Raw genomic sequence first — 17396 nt, forward strand, 5'->3', positions numbered from 1 at the left:
CTCAAACCGGGCAGGGCAGGGCCTGGCCGCGGGTCTCGGCGGTGTAGAGGAGGGTTGTCTCCCCGTGGGCGGCAGAGCCCAGACAGACAAGGGCCGAGAGCAGAAGCAGGATGCGGGTGATCATGGTTGGCTCGGAAAGGGTTTGAGGATGGGAGAGCGGGCAATGAGCTCCTGCAGGCGCTCACGCCTGTGGGACAGGTCTTCGGCCATGGCGCGGGTGGCGCGGGCGGCCGGACAATCCGGGGCCAGGCGGAGAAAGGGGGTTTGTTCGCGCACTGCGTCGGCGATCTTGGGGTCCCGGGGGATGATGCCCATAAGCCGGATGCCCAAATCGAGGAATCGCCGGCAGGCGAGCTGGAGGCGCTCGAAGGCCGCCTGGCCTTCTTGGGGATTTTCCGCCATGTTCACGATGACATGGAAGTTTTTGATGCCCCGCTGGGTGAGCAGCACCTTGATGAGGGCGTAGCCATCGGTCAGCGACGTGGGCTCCGGGGTGATGACCACGGCCCGCTCTTGCGGCATGGCGGCGAGGTTGATGACCGTGGGGCTGATGCCTGCACCCAGGTCGAGAAGAAGAAAGTCGTAGCCGGCAAAGAGCTCGTGCAAGCGGCCCATAAGCGCGGTCTGGGCGTCCTCGTCCATGTCGTCGAGGTCCGCCACCCCGGAGGCCGAAGGCAGCAGATCCACCTGGTCGTCCAGGGAGACGAGCACCTCTTCGGCGGGTACGCCCCGGGTGAGGTCATGGATGGTGTGCTCTGGGGCAATGCCGAGGAGCACGTCCACGTTGGCCAGACCCAGGTCCGCGTCCAGAAGCAGGACCCGATGCCCGAGACTTCCCAGGGCCAGGGCCGTGTTGAGGGCGATGTTGGTCTTGCCTACCCCCCCTTTGCCGCTGACGATGGCGATGCTCATGGTGCGGTTGGGCTGCATAGGGGCTCCTTATTTGCGAAAGAGAAAACGTTTTTCATCGTGGTGCACCAGGGCGGCCTCTTCCTTCTCGCGCCCCAGTTCTTTGCCTGCCTCCACTCGGTTCTTGCCCGCTGCCTTGGCCGCGTACAGGGCGCGGTCGGCTTCTGCGTACAGGGCGTCCGGGCTGACGTCGCTGCCTTTGCCTCGGGCAGTGGCCACGCCGGCGGAGCAGGTCACGCTGAGGGGCTTTCCCTCCCACAGGATCGAGGTCTGTCGGATGGCCGCCAGGATGCGTTCCACCATGCCCATGGCGCGGGCGCGGCTGGTGGCCGGCAGGATGAGGGCGAACTCTTCGCCGCCCAGGCGGGCCGCGGTGTCCAGACGGCGCACCGAGGTTTGCAGCGTGTGCGCCACGGCGCCCAGCACCGCGTCGCCGCAGGGGTGCCCGTAAGTGTCGTTGAAGCGTTTGAAATCATCCACGTCGAGGATGGCGAGGCTCACCGGCGCGCCGGTGCGCCGGGTGCGCTCCATCTCCAGGGCCAAGGCGGAGGTAAAAGCACCGCGGTTGGGAAGCCCGGTGAGGGGGTCGCGGTGGCGTTCGGCCTGCAAGGTTTCCAGGTGGCGGGTAAGCTCCGCCAAGGCCTCGGCCTCGGCGCCTGGGACGATGCGCAGCCAATGGCCAAGGCCGTGGGCCAGGGCCACCTGCCGCCAGGTTTCGTGGTCCAGGCCGGGCGCCAAGCGGGCGAGCACGGTATGGTCCGTACCGGAGGCGTGTTGGCGCACGAGCGCGTCGATGCGCTGCAGCTCGGCGGTCAGCGCCTCGATGTGGGCAGGGTCAAGCGGCGCGTTGAGCATGGAGGTGGAGGAGGTAGGCATGGATGAAGCTATCCAGGGCACCGTCGAGCACGGCGTCCACGTTGCTGGTTTCCGTCCCGGTGCGGTGGTCTTTCACCAGCCGGTAGGGCTGGAGGGTGTAGGTGCGGATCTGCGAACCAAAGGCGATGGCCCCCTTGGCGGCGTATTCCGCCTGGCGCTCCGCGGCCCGTTTTTCCAGTTCCAGCTCCAAAAGTCGGGCCTTCAAGACCTTGAGGGCGGTTTCCTTGTTCTTGTGCTGGGACTTTTCATTCTGGCATTGGACCGCGATGCCTGTGGGCAGATGGGTGATGCGCACTGCGGAATCCGTGGTGTTCACCGACTGTCCGCCAGGGCCGGAAGAGCGGAAGATGTCGATGCGCAGGTCTTCCTCGCGGATTTCGATCGCGATCTCGTCACTGGCCGCTGGATACACGTCCACCGAGGCGAAAGAGGTATGCCGCCGGCCGCTGGCATCGAAGGGCGAGATGCGGATGAGGCGATGCGTGCCTTTTTCCGCCTTGAGGAGGCCATAGGCGTAGGGTCCGCTCACCTGCATGGTGACGCTTTTGATGCCGGCCTCGTCGCCCGGCAAGAAGTCCATGATTTCGGTGCGGAACCCTTTGCGCTCGGCAAAGCGGCGGTACATGCGCAGCAGCATTTCCGCCCAGTCCTGGGATTCGGTACCGCCTGCACCGGGGTGGATCTCGAGGATGGCGTCGGCCCCGTCTTCAGGCTCTCCAAGCAGGGTGCGCATTTGCACGCTTTCCAAGGCCCCTGCCAGGGTCTCGATGGCCTCGTTCAGGGCTTCGAGTACCTCCGGGGTTTCTTCCTCAGTGGCCAAGTCCAGCCACTCGCCCATGGCGGTGTGGGCGTCCCGCAACGCCTCCCAGGAGGCGATGGTGCTTTCCAGCTGGGTCTTTTCCCGCAAGACGGGGGTGAGGGCGTCTGGCCGGTCCCAAGCACCCGGGGCGGCGAGGAGTCGTTCGATTTCGTGCAAGCGCTCCGTATGCCGGGAGAGGTCAAAGACGCCCCCAGAGGTCGTGGAATTGGGCGTCCAGGGCGGTGGCCCGTGCCTTGAGTTCAGGATATTGCAGCATGGTGGTGTTTCCTTTTCAGGAGTTGGGGCCGGAGGAAGCGGACCAAGAGCCCGCCGACGGCGATGAGCATGAAGGCCCCGTGAATGCGCCAAAAATGCTGATGGTAAACGGTGGTGCTTGTCAATACAGGAAGTTCGGCGACCAGGACCGACGGCGTAAACTGGGGAAGGGTCTTGAGGATGGTCCCGTCCGGAGCGATGGCTGCGGTGATGCCGGTGTTGGTGGCGCGAAAGATGGCCCGGCCGGATTCCACGGCCCGCAGTGCGGTAAGCGCCAGGTGCTGGCGCGGGGCGGCGGAGTCACCGAACCAGGCGTCATTGCTGATGTTCACCAAAATGGACGCCCCGTCGCGGATCCGGTCGCGGGCAAGCTCCGGGAAGATGGCCTCGTAGCAGATGAGCACGCCCAGACGCACGTCGCGGGAAAGGGGGAGCGGCGCGGTGGCGGCACTGGGCGCGAACTCGTAGTCTCCGGGCACGAGCTTGGAGAGAAAGGGGAGCCAGTTGCCCCAAGGGACGTACTCGCCGAAGGGCACGAGGTGTTCTTTGTCATACCACGCGACCTGCTTGCCGTCGCGGCCCAGCAGATAGGCGCGGTTGTGCAGAACGTAGGTGGGTGGCGCCGTTTCCACCAGCGAATAGGCCGGGGCGCCGAAGAGCAGCGGTGTTTTCCAGGACGCGGCCTCGGCGTGGAGCCGGTCCACAAGCGGGCCGGGGTCTTGCGGATGGAAGGGAGTGGCGGTCTCCGGCCAGATGATGAGGTCTGGGTGGTTCTGTGCCGCTTGCCGGGAAAGACCAAGATAGGTGTCGAGGATGGCTTCCTGCAGCGTGGGGTCCCATTTTTGGCCTTGGTCGATATTGCCCTGCACCAAGGCGGCGGTGAGCGTCGCTAAAGGCTCGGGCAGCGGGAAGGCGAGGGGAAGGAGCATGATCCCCGCAGGCACAAGGGCCCACAAGCGCCGCCGTCCTGTCCACAAGACGAGGATACTCCCTGCTGCGGCCAGCATCCCGGAGAGGCCAAAGGCCCCGATCCAGCGGGCAAGGCCGAGGGTCCACGGCCAGGGGACCAGGGCTTGGGCAAGCACGAGCCATGGAAATCCGGTGAAGAGTACGCCCCGGCCAAGTTCGAGACTTGCCCACACCGCCCCCAGGGTCATGGGGGTCCATGGGGACTGGGCGTGGTCCTTGAGGAAAAAGACGGCGAAGGAAAAGAGCCCGGCATAGGCCGCCAGCAGCGCGCCCAAGAGCACCGGGCAGGGCGCTGCCAGGAAGAAGGGGAGCCCTCCTTCCGTCTGTACCGGCACCATGACCCAGGTAAGGGCAAGGCTGTAGCCTGGAAGACTGACGGTAAGCCCCCAGCGCCAGGCCGCCCCAAGAGAGGGGGCGGATGCGCCCACCGCCGCAAGGGCCATGGGGAGCAGCACAATGGCTGGGGGAAAGGTTCCAGGCAGCAGCGAAAAACTCAAGGCGCAGGCGAGGGTGGCCCCGAGGGCGGCGCAAGCGAGCTTACGCCGCCACGGCGACCCGCACCCAATGGATCTGCTTGGCATCGGCTTCCTTGATGGTGAATTCCACCTTGTCGATCTGGCAGACCTCTCCCGTGGAAGGAACTCGGCCCAGGTGTTCGGTGATGTACCCGCCGACGGTTTCCACTTCTTCGGATTCCAGGCGGATGCCGGTTTCTTCGGCCAGGTCTTCCAGGGGGGTCCTCCCGGCCACCAGAAATGCCCCATCCTCTTGGGGCTGGATTTCCGCAGGCCGAGGCGGGTCGTATTCGTCCTCGATGTCGCCGACGATTTCTTCGAGCACGTCTTCCAAAGTCACCAAGCCGGCGGTGCCGCCGTATTCGTCCAGGACGATGGCCAGATGTTGTTTGTGGCTCTGGAAGTCGAGCAGGATGTCGCGGACGTTTTTCGTCTCCGGGATGAACAGTGGCGGCCGCAAGACCGCTTCCAGCGAAGGCGGGGCGCTGGGTTCGTCCACGAAAAAGCGCAGCAGCTCTTTGCAATGGAGAATGCCGATGATCTGGTCTTTGGTCTCGCGGTACACCGGTAGCCGGGAATGACCGCTTTCAAAGACCTTGCGGGCGATCTCCGGGATGGTCTCGTCCACCTCCACACAGACGATGTCCGTGCGCGGGACCATGATTTCATAGGCCTGTTTGTCGGCCAATTGGAGGATATTGAGCATCATGGATGCCTCGTCCGTGGCGATTTCGCCGTCGTCCTTGGCCTCCATGATGGCGTCCTCCACCTGACAATCCGTCTTGCGGGAAAACAAGCGTTTGATGCCGTCCCACAGGCGACTGTCGGAACCTTCGTCCATAAAGTATGCTGCCTCCTGTTATCGGTCTGCCAGCTGGGCATGCTGGCGGTAGAGTTCCATGTGTCTGCGGAAGATCCAATCGCCCAGTTCCTTGACGCCTTGCTCTGGGTCCACCGGGGACCAGGAGAGGGGCGCATTGCCTGACCGGATGGCTGCGTGCTCGAATGCGTAGCCGTACAGCAAGCGGCTGGTCGCGTAGTCTTTGAATTGGTTGCGCAGCCGCGCTTCGAAGAAATAGGTCTCGGGCGCAGTCTCGCCTCGCAAGGTGATGCAGAGGCGCACGGTGTCGAGACTCACGCGCCGGCCGTCTGCTTGGGGGCGGGGCAGGCGTTGGGTGTCCACGGAGAGGCGCACGCCCCCGGCGGAGATGTCGATGATGCCGATGTGCGGAAAGGTGAGCAGGGGTTCGGGCCATGCCTGGGGATCGGCCATGAAAGGCAGTTCGGGTGGATCTGGCAGCCACAAGCGCAGGTCCAACAAATCGGCGCTGGGGAGCTCCAGGCGGAAGTGGCGGCGTTTTTGTCCCATCTCCAGGACACTGGGGGCGGCGAGTTCGATGCGGGAAAGGTCGTCGCTCGGATGCACGGCCACAATGGAGGTGCGGAAAAAATAGTATTCCGCTGGACCGTCTTTGGGCGCGAGATGGAAGTAGACGAGGGTATTGCGGCCCAACCAGGCAGGGGTGGGGTGCACGCCCCAAGGGACTTCCAGGAGCACGGACTCCGGGGAGGTTTCCGCTAAGGTGCAGGGCATGGACGTGCGCATGCCGCCGTCATCGAAGCGTACGTCCATGCGGCTGCGGGAGAGCACTGCTTGTTGGAAGATGGCGTGGATGCGTTCCGGATCGGTGATGGCGAATGCCTTGCGGCGGCGTTCCTGGGACCTTCGCCACCAATCCATGGCCAGCCCGATGCCTGCCAGGCACGCCGCCCCTGCCGCCACCCAGAAGAGTGCGGAAGAGATGTCCTGGAACGTGAATCGTCCGTACTGAAAATCGCGGGCAATCTGGTCGAGGGTCGGCATAGAGGGGTTAGGCGCTGGAGTGGCGGATGGTCGCTGTCATGATACCGTCTTATGGAACGCTGTGTCGGCGTTCGTCAAGGCGCAGATTGCTCATGGCGTCGGCGCTTGGCGAGGGCGATTTCCACGCAGGCCAGCGCTGCTGGGGTGACTCCGGAAATGCGGCTGGCCTGCCCCAAGGTGCGGGGACGGATGCGGGTGAGCTTTTCCACCACCTCGCGGGAGAGGCCGGGGATGGCGCCGTAATCCAGGTCTTCGGGCAGCACCGTGGTCTCCCACAAGGCGCTTCGAGCGACCAGTTCCTCTTGGCGGGCAAGGTACCCGGCGTATTTGGCCTCGGTTTCGGCCTCTTCGAGGACGTCGGCGGGAAAATCGCCGATTTCCGGCCAGAACACGACAAGATCGGTGATGCGCGCCTCGGGCTGGCGCAGGAGATCCGCCAGGCTGGCTGCCCGCGGCGGCAGGGTGATGCCCACGGAGGCTGCGCGCTCGCGGCTTGCCGCGTCGGGGCGCACGCTGCGCTGCGAGAGTTCGTCCAGCAGACGGCGGACGCTGCGCTCCTTGGCCTCGAAGCGGCGCCAGCGTTCGTCGTCCACCAGCCCCAGGCGCCTACCCAAAGGGGTGAGACGGCGGTCGGCGTTGTCTTCGCGCAAAAGCAGCCGGTGCTCCGCTCGGGAGGTGAACATGCGGTACGGCTCTTCGGTGCCTTTGGTGACCAGATCGTCCACCAGTACCGCCATGTATGCCTGGTCTCGTCCCAGCACCCAAGGCGCTTCGCCGCGCAGGCGGCAGGCGGCGTTGATGCCCGCCCATAGGCCCTGGGCCGCAGCCTCTTCGTATCCCGAGGTCCCGTTGATCTGCCCGGCCAGATAGAGGCCGTGGACGACTTTGGTTTCCAGGGAGGCAAAAAGCTGGGTGGGAAACACGAAATCGTACTCAATGGCATAACCCGGCCGCACGATATGCGCCTTCTCCAGGCCGGGGATGGTGGCGAGCATGGCCCGCTGCACGTCGATGGGCAGGCTGGTGGGGATGCCGTTGGGGTAGACTTCCGGGCTGTGGAGGCCTTCAGGTTCCACGAAGATTTGGTGGCGCTCCTTGTCCGGGAAGCGGGCCACCTTGTCTTCGATGGAGGGGCAATAGCGCGCACCGGTGCCGGTGATGATGCCGGCGTACAGCGGAGAGCGGTGGAGATTCGTGCGGATGATCTCGTGCGTGGCGGGCGTGGTCCAGGTGATGTGGCACGGCACCTGGGGAAGCTTGGGACCGGTGGAGAGAAAACTGAAGGGCCGGGCCGGGTCGTCGCCGGGCTGGACCTCGAGACGGTCAAAGTCCACGGAACTTTTGGCCAGGCGCGGCACGGTCCCGGTCTTGAGGCGCCCAAGGCGCAGGCCCAGGGCCGCGAGGCTTGCGGAAAGCCCCTGACTTGGAGGGTCGCCGAAGCGGCCGCCGGGAAAATGGGTCAGTCCCACGTGGATGCGGCCTTGGAGAAACGTCCCGGTGGTCAGGATCACCGTGCGGGAGGGGATGTGTTCTCCCAGGCCCGTGACCACGCCGGTGACGCGCCCGTGCTCCACGGTGACCTGGTCGATGGTCTCTTGGCGCACCCAGAGGCGGGGCTGGGAAAAGATCGCCGCGCGCACCACGTGCAGGTAGGCGTCGCGGTCGATCTGGGCGCGACTGGAGCGCACGGCAGGTCCCTTACGGGTGTTGAGGCGGCGGAATTGGATGGCCGCTGCATCGGCAAAGAGGCCCATGGCACCGCCCAAGGCGTCGATCTCCTTGACGAGATGTCCCTTGGCCAGTCCGCCGATGGCGGGGTTGCAGGACAAGTGCCCGATGCGGTCCACGTTGATGGTGGTGAGCAACACCGAAAAGCCCATGCGCGCGCAGGCCAGGGCGGCCTCGCAGCCGGCGTGTCCTGCACCGACGACGATGACGTCGAAGACCTCTGGGGGGGAGGACCAGGTAAATGCGGTGTTCATGGGGCAAGCAGCATGCGGGCCAAGACCCGGGCATCCGCCAGGGTGTTGGCGATGGAGGCCTTTTCATCCGGCTGATGCGCAGTGCACAGCAGGGTGGACCAGACTGCCGCGGCAAATCCGTGCCGCCGCAGCTGCGCCGCCACGGTGCCGCCGCCGATCCCCACACACCGGGGCGTTTTGCCGCGGTCAGCCTGGATGGCCTCGGTAAGCAGACGCACCACCGCGCTGTCCGCTGGCGTGGGCGGGGCCGCTTCCTGGCGCAGCACCGGCGATATGGTGATCTGGACGCCGTATTGGGCAGCGGTGGCAGCGGCGAGCTGCGACATGGCGGCTTCCACCTCCTCCACGGCGATGGAAGGCAGGATCCGGCAGTCCACGTAGAACACGTCTTGGCCCGGCACGGTGTTGATGTTGGGGACGTTGGCGTCTTTCTTGGTAGGGGTGAAGGTGGAGATGGACGGAGAAAAGAGGGGGTCTTCCTGGGGAAATCGCTTGGGGAGTTCCTCGGCCAGGGCCACGATGAGGTGGGCGGATGCCACCAGGGTGTTGGCCCCAAGCTGCGGCCGGGAGGCATGGCACTGTTTGCCCGTGACGGTGATTTGCACCCAGAGCATGCTTTTTTCCGCGATCTCGATGGCCAGTCCATCGGGCTCACCGGCATCGGGCACCACGAACATGTCCTCAGGGGCAAAGAGCTCCCGGTGGTGGGCTAGCAGAGCGTCAATCCCGTAGCGGTTGCCGGTTTCTTCGTCCGCCACCAGCAGGAGACCCACGGAAAAGTGGGGGCGTACGCTGGAACGTTGCAGGGCGTCCATGGCCACAAGTGCCGAAAGGATGGCCTGGTGGTTGTCTTCCACCCCACGGCCGATCATCGTGTCGCCATGCACCCGAAGGGTCCACGGATCTCCAGTCCACAGGGCGAGATCTCCGGGAGGGACCACGTCGGTATGCGCCAGAATCCAGAGTGTCTGCGGCGTTTCTCCGGGCATACGGGCAACGAGATTGGGGCGCACACCGCAGGGAACGCGGGGATCCGGGGCGTCGAAACGTTGCAGCGAAAGTCCCATGGGGCCGAGGATGGCTTCGAGGGCCTGCACCTTCGCGAGCTCGCCGCTGCCACCGTTGTCGGGCCCTAAGGCCGGGAGGGCGACCAATTGCCGCTGCCAGGCGATGAGCTGCGCGGCGGACTCGTCAATATGGCGCAACACGGTATCCAGCATGGCGTCTCCTTATCCGTGCGGCGGGCAAAAAGAAAGGCAGGACGAATCCTGCCTTGAGCTCCAGACCAGGCAAGGATTATTTGCCCTTGGCCGCGCGCTTGGATGCCTTGAGGGGGTTGATTTTTGCCTTGGTCTTGACCTCGCGCACGATATGGGTGGCAAAATTGCAATCCCCCAAGCGCCACTTGGCGGCCGGCTGCGGGTAGGTGTTGCAGAACTTGCCGCCGTCGAACTCTTGGATGCGGTTGCAGCCTTCACACTTATCAATAATTTCCTGCATGATGATGCCAGCCACCTGGACTCCTTTGTCCGTGCGCACGGCATTACTGAAATCGACTGCCATAAGGCGTTCCTCCGTTATGCTTGCCCTTGTTGGTTTTTTTGGCTGGGGCGTTGGATGCAGACCCGTTGCCATGAACCAAAATCCCTGGGGCCGTCAAGGGGCAAAACCTGCACTCACGAAGAGGTGTTTTCCTCATCGTCGAGCAGGATGATGGCAAATTCGTCGTCTCCCTCGGATGCAGTTGCAGATGCCGCTGGCGGCGCGGATGGCGTCGCGGGCTTGGCGGCTGCGGCTGCCGCAGGCGGTGTGGGCGGGCCCAAGAGTTCCTCGAGTTCGGGGATGAACAGATCTTCGGACGCGGGTTTTTCCGCGCGTGCGGGGCTTGGCACGGTGGAAGCTGGGGCGTCTGGGGAGGAAGTCTTTGGCGCAGGCACAGGTTCTTCTTCGATTTCCAGCACCAAATCGAGTTCTGTTTCTGCTGCGCGCTCCGCAGGAGATTGGGGCGAGGCCTCTTCTGGGGTAGGAATCTCCGGCTCCAGGAGGATGTGGTCGCTTGCCGGCATGTCGGCGCTTAAACGCTCGAGGAAGTCTTCTTCGGGAGTCACGTCGTCGAGTGGCTCCAAGGAGGGCTGCGACGCATTGGGGATGGGTTCGGTCATCAGCGGGATGTCCACTTCGATCTCGGGGAGCGGCTCCACCGTGGGCGGCTCGGCGAGGCTCGGGACTTCGGGGAGGTCTTCCACCGTCCCCGAGGGGGGCGTTAAGGCAGAAGGGGGAGCGGCGTCTGAGGTAAACTGGGGAAGGTCGTCGATATCGATGAGCGCTGTCCCTGCCGGGATCTCGGGCTCTGGCGCGGGCGGAGGGGCGAGCAGGTCATCCACGTCGAGGAGGTCCGAGGCGATGGGTTCGGCCTGTGGCGTGGAGGAGAGCCACGGAAAGCCGTCGCTGCGCATCCAGTCAAGGCCCAGGGCCTTGCGGGACTCTTCCCAAGAAGTATTGCATTTGGGGCACACCTTGAGGTGGTCCTGGGCGTGGTACCGGCATTTGGAACAGTACATACAATGCCCCCGACGAATGGATTGGAACGAACGCTCTTGTGCTTAATGGGAAAGGCGAGGAAAATGCAAGAACAAGGATGGGGGCGTGTTCGACTCCGTGTGCGCCCGCGAGTTGACTTGGAAGGGGAAATCTGATTTGCAGGCTTGCTTTGCAAAAAAGTGGAGGTTTGGAAAAAAGTGTCTTTTTTCCGAGACTTGGATTATCGGCGCCAGCGCATGGTGGCATCCCAGATTCGCAGCCGGGGGGTGAGCGATGAGCGGGTGTTGGCGGCCATGGAAGCGGTGCCGCGGCACCTCTTCGTGGATGAAGCGCTGGCCTCTCAGGCCTACGAGGACCACCCCGTACCCATCGGCCATGGCCAGACCTTATCGCAGCCGTACGTAGTGGCGCTCATGTCGTCCTTGTTGGAGGTGCATCCCAAGGATCGAATTTTGGAGATCGGCACGGGCTCCGGGTATCAAGCGGCCGTGCTGGCGGCCATGGGGGCGGAAGTGTTCACCGTGGAGCGCATCAAGCCTCTGTACCAAACCGCTCGCAATCGTCTTCTTGCCCTGCGCTATCCGCAGGTGCAGCTTCGTTTGAGTGATGGCACCCTAGGTTGGCCGGAGGCAGCGCCGTTTGACAAAATCATCGTGACCGCAGGCGGTCCGGAGATCCCGCTGCCACTGGTGGAGCAACTCGCCGATCCGGGGCTTTTGGTCATGCCGGTGGGACGAAATCGGCGGGAGCAGCGCTTGGTGCGCCTCGTGAAGCGGGCAGGACATATTCAGGAGGAAGACCACGGCGCGGTGGTGTTTGTGGACCTTGTGGGGGCATACGGATGGTAGCCTCGTGGCGGGAGCGTATGGAGCGAGCGGCGAGCAGCCCACGAGCCCAGTGGACGCTTGCCGTCGTCTCGGCGGCGGAGTCGGTTTTTTTTCCCATTCCTCCGGACCCGATGCTCTTTGCCATGGGCCTGGCGTGTCCGGGGCGGGTGTTTGGCTACGCAGCGATAACGTTGCTCGCTTCGGTGTTCGGTGGTGTGGTGGGCTACGGCATCGGGGCCTTTTTCATGGACTCCGTGGGGTGGCCGCTCATCGGTGCGCTGGGCATTGCGCGCCATTATGACACGGTGCGGGCCTGGTATGCGGCCTACGATGCCTGGGCCGTGGTGGTTGCCGGTTTGACGCCGGTACCCTATAAATTGTGCACGCTGACGGCCGGGGCCTTTGGGATCCGTTTTTGGGTGTTTGTGGTGGCCTCCGTGATCGGTCGGGGGCTCCGCTTTTTGACAGTGGCCGCTTTGGTGTACTGGTGGGGAGAGCGCGCCCGGCAATTGGTGGAGCGGCGTTTGAATTGGATCGTTTCGGCTGGCGTCCTTGTGGTCATCGTGGCCGCCGTAGCCTTTGGGGTATTGCGTTAGGAGGTTGATTATGGCTGCAAAATCAAGTTGTTCCTCGTGCGCTGGCGCGAAAAAACTGGGCCAGATCCAGGAAAGTCCAGAATCGGCCATGGAGCGGCAGGACCGGCAGATCGCCTCGACTCTGTCGCGCATCAAATACAAATTGTTTGTCATGAGCGGTAAGGGAGGGGTGGGCAAGAGTTCCATCGCGGTCAATCTCGCCGCGGCCTTGGCGGTGCAGGGCTACCGTGTGGGGCTTTTGGACGTGGATATCCACGGGCCCAGTGTCCCGCATCTCTTGGGTCTCACGGGGCTTTTGGAAATCGAGCGCGACAAGGGTATCCTGCCCAAGCGGTACAATGAGAACCTGGCCGTGGTTTCCATGGAGTCGCTCCTCAAGGATCCGGATCAAGCGGTGCTGTGGAAGGGCCCCATGAAGACTTCGGCCATTCGGCAGTTCATCTCGGATGTACTCTGGGGGGATTTGGACTTCTTGGTGGTGGATTCGCCCCCAGGTACTGGCGATGAGCCCATGACCGTGCTCAAGACCATGCCGGACGCCTTGAGCATCGTGGTCACCACCCCGCAGGAGATCTCCCTGGCCGATGTGCGTAAGGCCATCAATTTTTTGCAGTACACGCGGGCCAATATTCTTGGCGTGGTGGAGAACATGAGCGGGCTGATTTGCCCGCATTGTGCGCAGGAGATCTCGCTCTTCAAGAAAGGCGGCGGCGAAGAGCTGGCCCGGAAATACGGGCTGCAATTCCTGGGCGCCATTCCTTTGGACCCTGCTACTGTGGTGGCGGGAGACCTGGGAAAGCCCGTGGTGCTTTTGGAGGGCGAATACCCGGCCAAAACCGCCTTGTTGCAATTTGCCCAAAGGGTGGTACAGGCCATTGAAAGCAGTCTGGAGGCGGCATCCACGCCGGCCTCGTAAGCGACATCCTACGCGAGAGGGGCAGCATGCGGTGGTGTGTGGCCGTGGTGATGGTTTGTGCACTGGCCGTTCCTTCCTGGGCAGAAGGGCGCTTTTATTATGCCATCAACCGCGACGGCTCGATCCACGTCAGCGACATGCCCCTGTCTCCGCGCTTCAAGCCCTTTCGTTTCACCCATTCTGTGAACTATATCCGGCGCGTGGCCTTGGGGATGCGCCGCAAGCAGGTGTCGTGGCCACAGGTGGAGCGTCTCGCCACGGTGGCCGCCACGCGCTATGGACTGGACCCGCGCTTGGTGCTTGCCATTATCGATGTCGAGTCCGGAGGCGATGCCGGCGCGGTGTCTCCCGCCGGGGCGCAGGGGATCATGCAGATCATGCCGGACACCGCTCGGGAATTGGATTTGGACGCCCCCTTTGATCCAGAGGCCAACATTGACGCCGGGGTGCGGTACCTTCGGCAGATGTTTGAGCGTTTTGGTGAGCTGCGTTTGGCCGTGGCCGCGTACAATGCAGGCCCCGGCGCGGTGGAGCGCCATGGCGGCGTTCCGCCGTACCCGGAGACCCAGACCTATGTGCATCGTGTCCTTTCCCGCCTGCAGGCGAGCCGATAACATGTATTCCATTCCCAATATCCTCACATTGCTTCGGGTGGCAGCCGTCCCCCTCCTGATGATTCTGCTTGCCATGCCCGGCCCGGTGGTCTGTCCGGTGGCGGCGGTGGTGTTTGCTTTGGCTGCCCTGACCGATTTGGCCGATGGGATGATCGCCCGCCGCTACAATCAGATCACCACGGTGGGGAAGTTTTTGGATCCTGTGGCGGACAAGGTGCTCGTGGTTTCGGCGCTGATCCTGCTGGCCGGGTTGCAATGGGTGCCGGCGTGGCTGGTGGTGGTCATCGTGGCGCGGGATATCTTGGTCACCGGCCTGCGAGCAGTGGCGGCTGAGCAAGGGGTGGTCATCGCCGCCGACCGGTACGGGAAATGGAAGACGGCGCTGCAAACCATCGCCCTGGTGCCGCTCATCTACCACTATCCTCTGTGGGGGGTGAACATGAGCGCCATCGGCATGGTTTTTTTGTATGGGGCCTTGGCGCTCACGGTCTATTCGGGGTGGAACTACTTCGTTTCGTTCTCGGGAACGATTCGTCATTAGAGGGGGATGTATGGCGCAAATCGATGCCTTTTTCAAAATGATGCATGACCTCGGCGCGTCGGACTTGCATCTTTCGTCTGGCTCCCAGCCGATCATTCGCTTGCATGGAGATATGCAGCGGGTCAAATACAAGGTGTTGGAACACGACGAGCTCAAAAAACTCCTCTACGAGATTACCCCGGAGAACAAGATCAAGCAGTTCGAAGAAACGGGGGATGTGGATTTTTCCTACGAGGTGCCCCACGTGGCGCGGTACCGTGCCAATTTTTTCATGCAAAAGCGTGGGATCGGCGCGGTCTTTCGCGAGATTCCCCAGAAGATCCTCACCGTGGACGAGTTGGGACTGCCGCCAATTCTCAAAAATTTGGCCATGCTCCCCAAAGGGTTGGTGTTGGTGACCGGCCCTACGGGCTCCGGTAAATCCACCACGTTGGCAGCCATCATCGATTACGCCAACAAGATGCGCAAAGACCACATTCTCACCATCGAGGACCCCATCGAATTCGTGCACGAGCCCCAAAACTGCCTCATCAACCAGCGTGAGGTGGGGCGCGATACCTTGAGCTTCAATGCCGCCTTGCGTGGGGCCCTGCGCGAAGACCCGGACATCATCCTGGTGGGTGAAATGCGGGACCTGGAGACCATCCAACTGGCCTTGGAAGCAGCGGAAACCGGCCATTTGGTGTTTGGCACCTTGCATACCATCTCGGCCTCCAAGACCATCGACCGTATCATCGAGGTCTTCCCCGGAGATCTCCAAGGCCAGGTGCGCTCAGGATTGGCGGATTCCCTGCGGGCCATCGTGGCCCAGAACCTTTTCAAACGTGTGGACAAACCGGGGCGCTGCGCGGCTTTGGAGATCCTCATCGCCTTGCCAGCGGTGCGCAACCTCATCCGAGAAAACAAAATCTTCCAGATCAACTCGGTCATCGAGACCGGGAAGAAGTACGGCATGCAGAGCCTGGATGACGCCATCATGCAGCTCCTTATGGCAGGCAAGATCGATGCGGAGCAGGCCTACAACAAGGCGGCCAACAAATCCAAATTCCGCGATTTTCTCACCACGCCGCCACAAGATTTCACCGAGGTCTAGTATGCAGCGCGCCGATCTTGACCACATTCTGCATCAGGCAATGCATTTTGCCCCAGACACTTCGGACCTCATCTTCACGGTGGGAAAACCCATGCAGGCCGAGGTGCACGGCGAGCTTCAGGATGTCCCTTTGCAGCCCAATCCTGGGCCGCTTCTGCCCCGGCAGGTGGAGGCCATTGCCACCTGCCTTATGGGCCGCAATATCCGTTTGTACGAAGACCAGCTCCGTACCGGATCCTGCGATTTGTCGTATGAACTTGCCGGGGTGTGTCGCTTCCGTGTCAACGTCTTGAGCCAGAAGGGCTCGCTTGCCATCGTCATGCGCAAACTCACCGCTGAGGTTCCGACCATTGACCAGTTGCGGCTGCCGGCGGTCTTTCATGAAATGGCGCGGGAGAAATTTGGGCTCATTTTGGTCACTGGTGCCACGGGTTCGGGGAAATCCACCTCGCTCGCAGCGCTCATCGATGCGATCAATGCACAATTCGCCAAACATATCGTGACATTGGAAGACCCCATCGAGTACGTGCACACCCACAAGCGCGGGACCGTCAACCAGCGGGAGCTGGGACTGGACTTCGACTCGTTCGCCTCCGGCCTGCGGGCGGCCCTGCGTCAGGCCCCCAAGGTCATCCTCGTGGGCGAAATCCGCGACCGGGAAACCATCACGATTGCCTTGGAGGCGGCGGAGACCGGTCACTTGGTGCTCGGGACCCTGCACACCTCGGATACCGGTCAGACCATCAACCGCATCATCGGCATGTTCGAGTTGGCCGAAGAACGGCTCATCCGCTCCCGTTTGGCGGAAAGTCTGAAGTTTATCGTCTCGCAGCGACTCATGCCCAAACGTGGCGGCGGCCGCGTGGCGGCTTTTGAAATCCTCAAAACCAACTTGCGTATCCGTGATCTCATCTATAACGGCGAGACCGAAGACAAGACTTTTTACCAAGTGGTGGAGTCCGGGTCGGCCTACGGCATGATCACCTTTGACCAATATCTGAGCGATCTTTTTGCGCAGGGTATCATTACCGAGGACGTGGCCATGACCAATGCCTCGGACAAATCCAAACTGGCGCAGATGATCGACAAGATCAAGGCCGCCCGCGGAGAAAAAGTGACCAACATCGATGGGTTGGAGTTGGATTTGGACTACGAGAAAAAGGTTGTGGAACGACCCAGCTAAGGAGGGGGCATGGAGATCCGTTGTCCGCAGTGTGACGCCCGGTTCGCGTTGCCTCCAGAGCGTATTCCCGAGGCACGGCGCTTCAAGGTGAGCTGCCCGCAATGCAAGCATCCCATCGTGGTGGAGCGTCCTGAGGCGAACAAGCCGCAATCGCCTGCGGCAGTGCCCGATGAGCCCGAGTATTTTCCTCATGATGCCCATGTGGTCTTTGTGTATGTCCAGCAGGCGGCCCTGCATCATCGTATCTGTGACTATATTCGCAACCATGGTGGATACGTGTCGGAAGCCCGCAGTATTCCGGAGGCGATAGCGAAAATCCGCGCCAACTATTACCACGAGATGATTTTTCAAGACGATGAGGAAGGACGACAGCTTTTGGAGATCATTGCAACGTGGAATGGTCTTCGGCGGCGGGAAGTAAACGTCATCTTGGTGGAGTCAAACCGCCGCACCTTGTCGCCGATGGATGCATTCTTGACTGGGGTGAATGCGGTGATCTCCAGTAAGGACTCTGCGGAAATCGAAAAGTTTTTGGATCTTGCTCGAGATGCGTACAAGGCTGCTATGGAGCCGTGGAGGATTGCGGCGGCGCATGTCCACGGGGTGGGGATTGAGTCATGATATGGCGGATGCTGATCGGATGCCTTGTGGTGGTGGATCTGATTTTTGTGTATCGGATCGTGCATCCAGAGATCGGAATTCCTGCGTATCGGGATCTTCGGCAGCGCACGCAGGAACTGCGAGAAAAAATCCAACAGATTGATTCGGAAAATAGAGAGCTCAGTGCGGAGATTCGTGTTTTGCGGCAGGACGAACAATATGTCCGCCGTCTGGTGCGGCGTGAACTCCTGTATGCGGAACAAGATGAAATCATGTACATTTTCAAGTGATGGAC

20 protein-coding genes are annotated in these 17396 nt (G+C 62.3%); 9 read left to right on the plus strand and 11 right to left on the minus strand.

Going from position 1 to position 17396, the window contains the following annotated elements; translation table 11 throughout:
* Nucleotide 1 precedes the first annotated feature (1 nt).
* From QMF81_RS05705 to QMF81_RS05755, 11 genes are all read right to left on the minus strand, one after another.
* On the minus strand, nucleotides 2–124 hold the full coding sequence (locus QMF81_RS05705) for a hypothetical protein (RefSeq protein ID WP_281749767.1): 123 nt from the start codon (nucleotides 122–124) through the stop codon (nucleotides 2–4).
* Nucleotides 121–930 carry a MinD/ParA family protein gene (locus QMF81_RS05710; RefSeq protein ID WP_281749768.1) on the minus strand — a complete coding sequence of 270 codons (810 nt, stop codon included), beginning with the start codon at nucleotides 928–930 and terminating at the stop codon, nucleotides 121–123. Before QMF81_RS05710 ends, QMF81_RS05705 begins: the two co-directional genes overlap by 4 nt.
* A 9-nt stretch (nucleotides 931–939) precedes the next feature.
* Entirely contained in the window at nucleotides 940–1785 is an 846-nt protein-coding gene (locus tag QMF81_RS05715; protein ID WP_281749769.1) for a GGDEF domain-containing protein, read from the minus strand.
* Nucleotides 1745–2861 (minus strand): peptide chain release factor 2 gene (gene prfB / locus QMF81_RS05720; protein WP_281749770.1). Its coding sequence is split into 2 segments (ribosomal slippage): nucleotides 1745–2785 and nucleotides 2787–2861, totalling 1116 coding nucleotides; the frame shifts between segments, so codons are not numbered across the junction. Before prfB ends, QMF81_RS05715 begins: the two co-directional genes overlap by 41 nt.
* Entirely contained in the window at nucleotides 2845–4410 is a 1566-nt protein-coding gene (lnt, locus tag QMF81_RS05725; protein WP_281749771.1) for an apolipoprotein N-acyltransferase, read from the minus strand. The genes prfB and lnt overlap by 17 nt, the downstream gene beginning before the upstream one ends.
* Nucleotides 4367–5185: a hemolysin family protein gene (locus QMF81_RS05730; RefSeq protein ID WP_281749772.1), complete on the minus strand. Its 819-nt coding sequence runs from the start codon at nucleotides 5183–5185 to the stop codon at nucleotides 4367–4369. Before QMF81_RS05730 ends, lnt begins: the two co-directional genes overlap by 44 nt.
* An 18-nt stretch (nucleotides 5186–5203) precedes the next feature.
* A complete protein-coding gene (locus tag QMF81_RS05735; protein WP_281749773.1) occupies nucleotides 5204–6208 on the minus strand; it encodes a hypothetical protein in 1005 nt (334 codons plus the stop codon).
* Nucleotides 6209–6282: 74 nt separating this feature from the next.
* A complete protein-coding gene (gene mnmG / locus QMF81_RS05740; RefSeq protein WP_281749774.1) occupies nucleotides 6283–8190 on the minus strand; it encodes a tRNA uridine-5-carboxymethylaminomethyl(34) synthesis enzyme MnmG in 1908 nt (635 codons plus the stop codon).
* Nucleotides 8187–9410, minus strand: coding sequence for a M20 family metallo-hydrolase (locus QMF81_RS05745; RefSeq protein WP_281749775.1), 1224 nt, complete (start codon nucleotides 9408–9410; stop codon nucleotides 8187–8189). The genes mnmG and QMF81_RS05745 overlap by 4 nt, the downstream gene beginning before the upstream one ends.
* 76 nt (nucleotides 9411–9486) lie before the next feature.
* Nucleotides 9487–9753 carry a PxxKW family cysteine-rich protein gene (locus QMF81_RS05750; protein ID WP_281749776.1) on the minus strand — a complete coding sequence of 89 codons (267 nt, stop codon included), beginning with the start codon at nucleotides 9751–9753 and terminating at the stop codon, nucleotides 9487–9489.
* 113 nt (nucleotides 9754–9866) lie between these two features.
* Nucleotides 9867–10751: a hypothetical protein gene (locus tag QMF81_RS05755; protein ID WP_281749777.1), complete on the minus strand. Its 885-nt coding sequence runs from the start codon at nucleotides 10749–10751 to the stop codon at nucleotides 9867–9869.
* A 177-nt stretch (nucleotides 10752–10928) separates the two neighbouring features.
* On the opposite strand from QMF81_RS05755, the gene QMF81_RS05760 reads away from it, so the two are divergent.
* The 9 genes from QMF81_RS05760 to QMF81_RS05800 all read left to right on the plus strand — a co-directional run bounded on the left by QMF81_RS05760 (nucleotide 10929) and on the right by QMF81_RS05800 (nucleotide 17391).
* On the plus strand, nucleotides 10929–11579 hold the full coding sequence (locus QMF81_RS05760) for a protein-L-isoaspartate(D-aspartate) O-methyltransferase (RefSeq protein WP_281749778.1): 651 nt from the start codon (nucleotides 10929–10931) through the stop codon (nucleotides 11577–11579).
* Between the two features lie 17 nt (nucleotides 11580–11596).
* Nucleotides 11597–12154 (plus strand): VTT domain-containing protein, encoded by a 558-nt coding sequence (locus QMF81_RS05765; RefSeq protein WP_281749779.1) that lies wholly within the window; start codon nucleotides 11597–11599, stop codon nucleotides 12152–12154.
* Between the two features lie 88 nt (nucleotides 12155–12242).
* The gene (locus tag QMF81_RS05770; protein WP_281752939.1) at nucleotides 12243–13070 is read left to right on the plus strand and encodes an Mrp/NBP35 family ATP-binding protein; all 828 of its coding nucleotides are present in this window, start codon (nucleotides 12243–12245) and stop codon (nucleotides 13068–13070) included.
* A gap of 26 nt (nucleotides 13071–13096) precedes the next feature.
* A complete protein-coding gene (locus QMF81_RS05775; protein WP_281749780.1) occupies nucleotides 13097–13684 on the plus strand; it encodes a lytic transglycosylase domain-containing protein in 588 nt (195 codons plus the stop codon).
* A 1-nt stretch (nucleotide 13685) separates the two neighbouring features.
* Entirely contained in the window at nucleotides 13686–14225 is a 540-nt protein-coding gene (pgsA, locus tag QMF81_RS05780; protein WP_281749781.1) for a CDP-diacylglycerol--glycerol-3-phosphate 3-phosphatidyltransferase, read from the plus strand.
* A 10-nt stretch (nucleotides 14226–14235) separates the two neighbouring features.
* Nucleotides 14236–15318: a type IV pilus twitching motility protein PilT gene (locus QMF81_RS05785; protein WP_281749782.1), complete on the plus strand. Its 1083-nt coding sequence runs from the start codon at nucleotides 14236–14238 to the stop codon at nucleotides 15316–15318.
* Between the two features lies 1 nt (nucleotide 15319).
* A complete protein-coding gene (locus QMF81_RS05790) occupies nucleotides 15320–16501 on the plus strand; it encodes a PilT/PilU family type 4a pilus ATPase (protein ID WP_281749783.1) in 1182 nt (393 codons plus the stop codon).
* 9 nt (nucleotides 16502–16510) lie between these two features.
* Nucleotides 16511–17122 carry a zinc-ribbon domain-containing protein gene (locus tag QMF81_RS05795; RefSeq protein WP_281749784.1) on the plus strand — a complete coding sequence of 204 codons (612 nt, stop codon included), beginning with the start codon at nucleotides 16511–16513 and terminating at the stop codon, nucleotides 17120–17122.
* 26 nt (nucleotides 17123–17148) lie between these two features.
* Nucleotides 17149–17391 carry a septum formation initiator family protein gene (locus tag QMF81_RS05800; RefSeq protein ID WP_281749785.1) on the plus strand — a complete coding sequence of 81 codons (243 nt, stop codon included), beginning with the start codon at nucleotides 17149–17151 and terminating at the stop codon, nucleotides 17389–17391.
* Nucleotides 17392–17396: the final 5 nt, after the last annotated feature.

This window comes from Thermodesulfomicrobium sp. WS, assembly GCF_027925145.1.
In the GTDB taxonomy this organism is placed as follows: domain Bacteria; phylum Desulfobacterota; class Desulfovibrionia; order Desulfovibrionales; family Desulfomicrobiaceae; genus Thermodesulfomicrobium.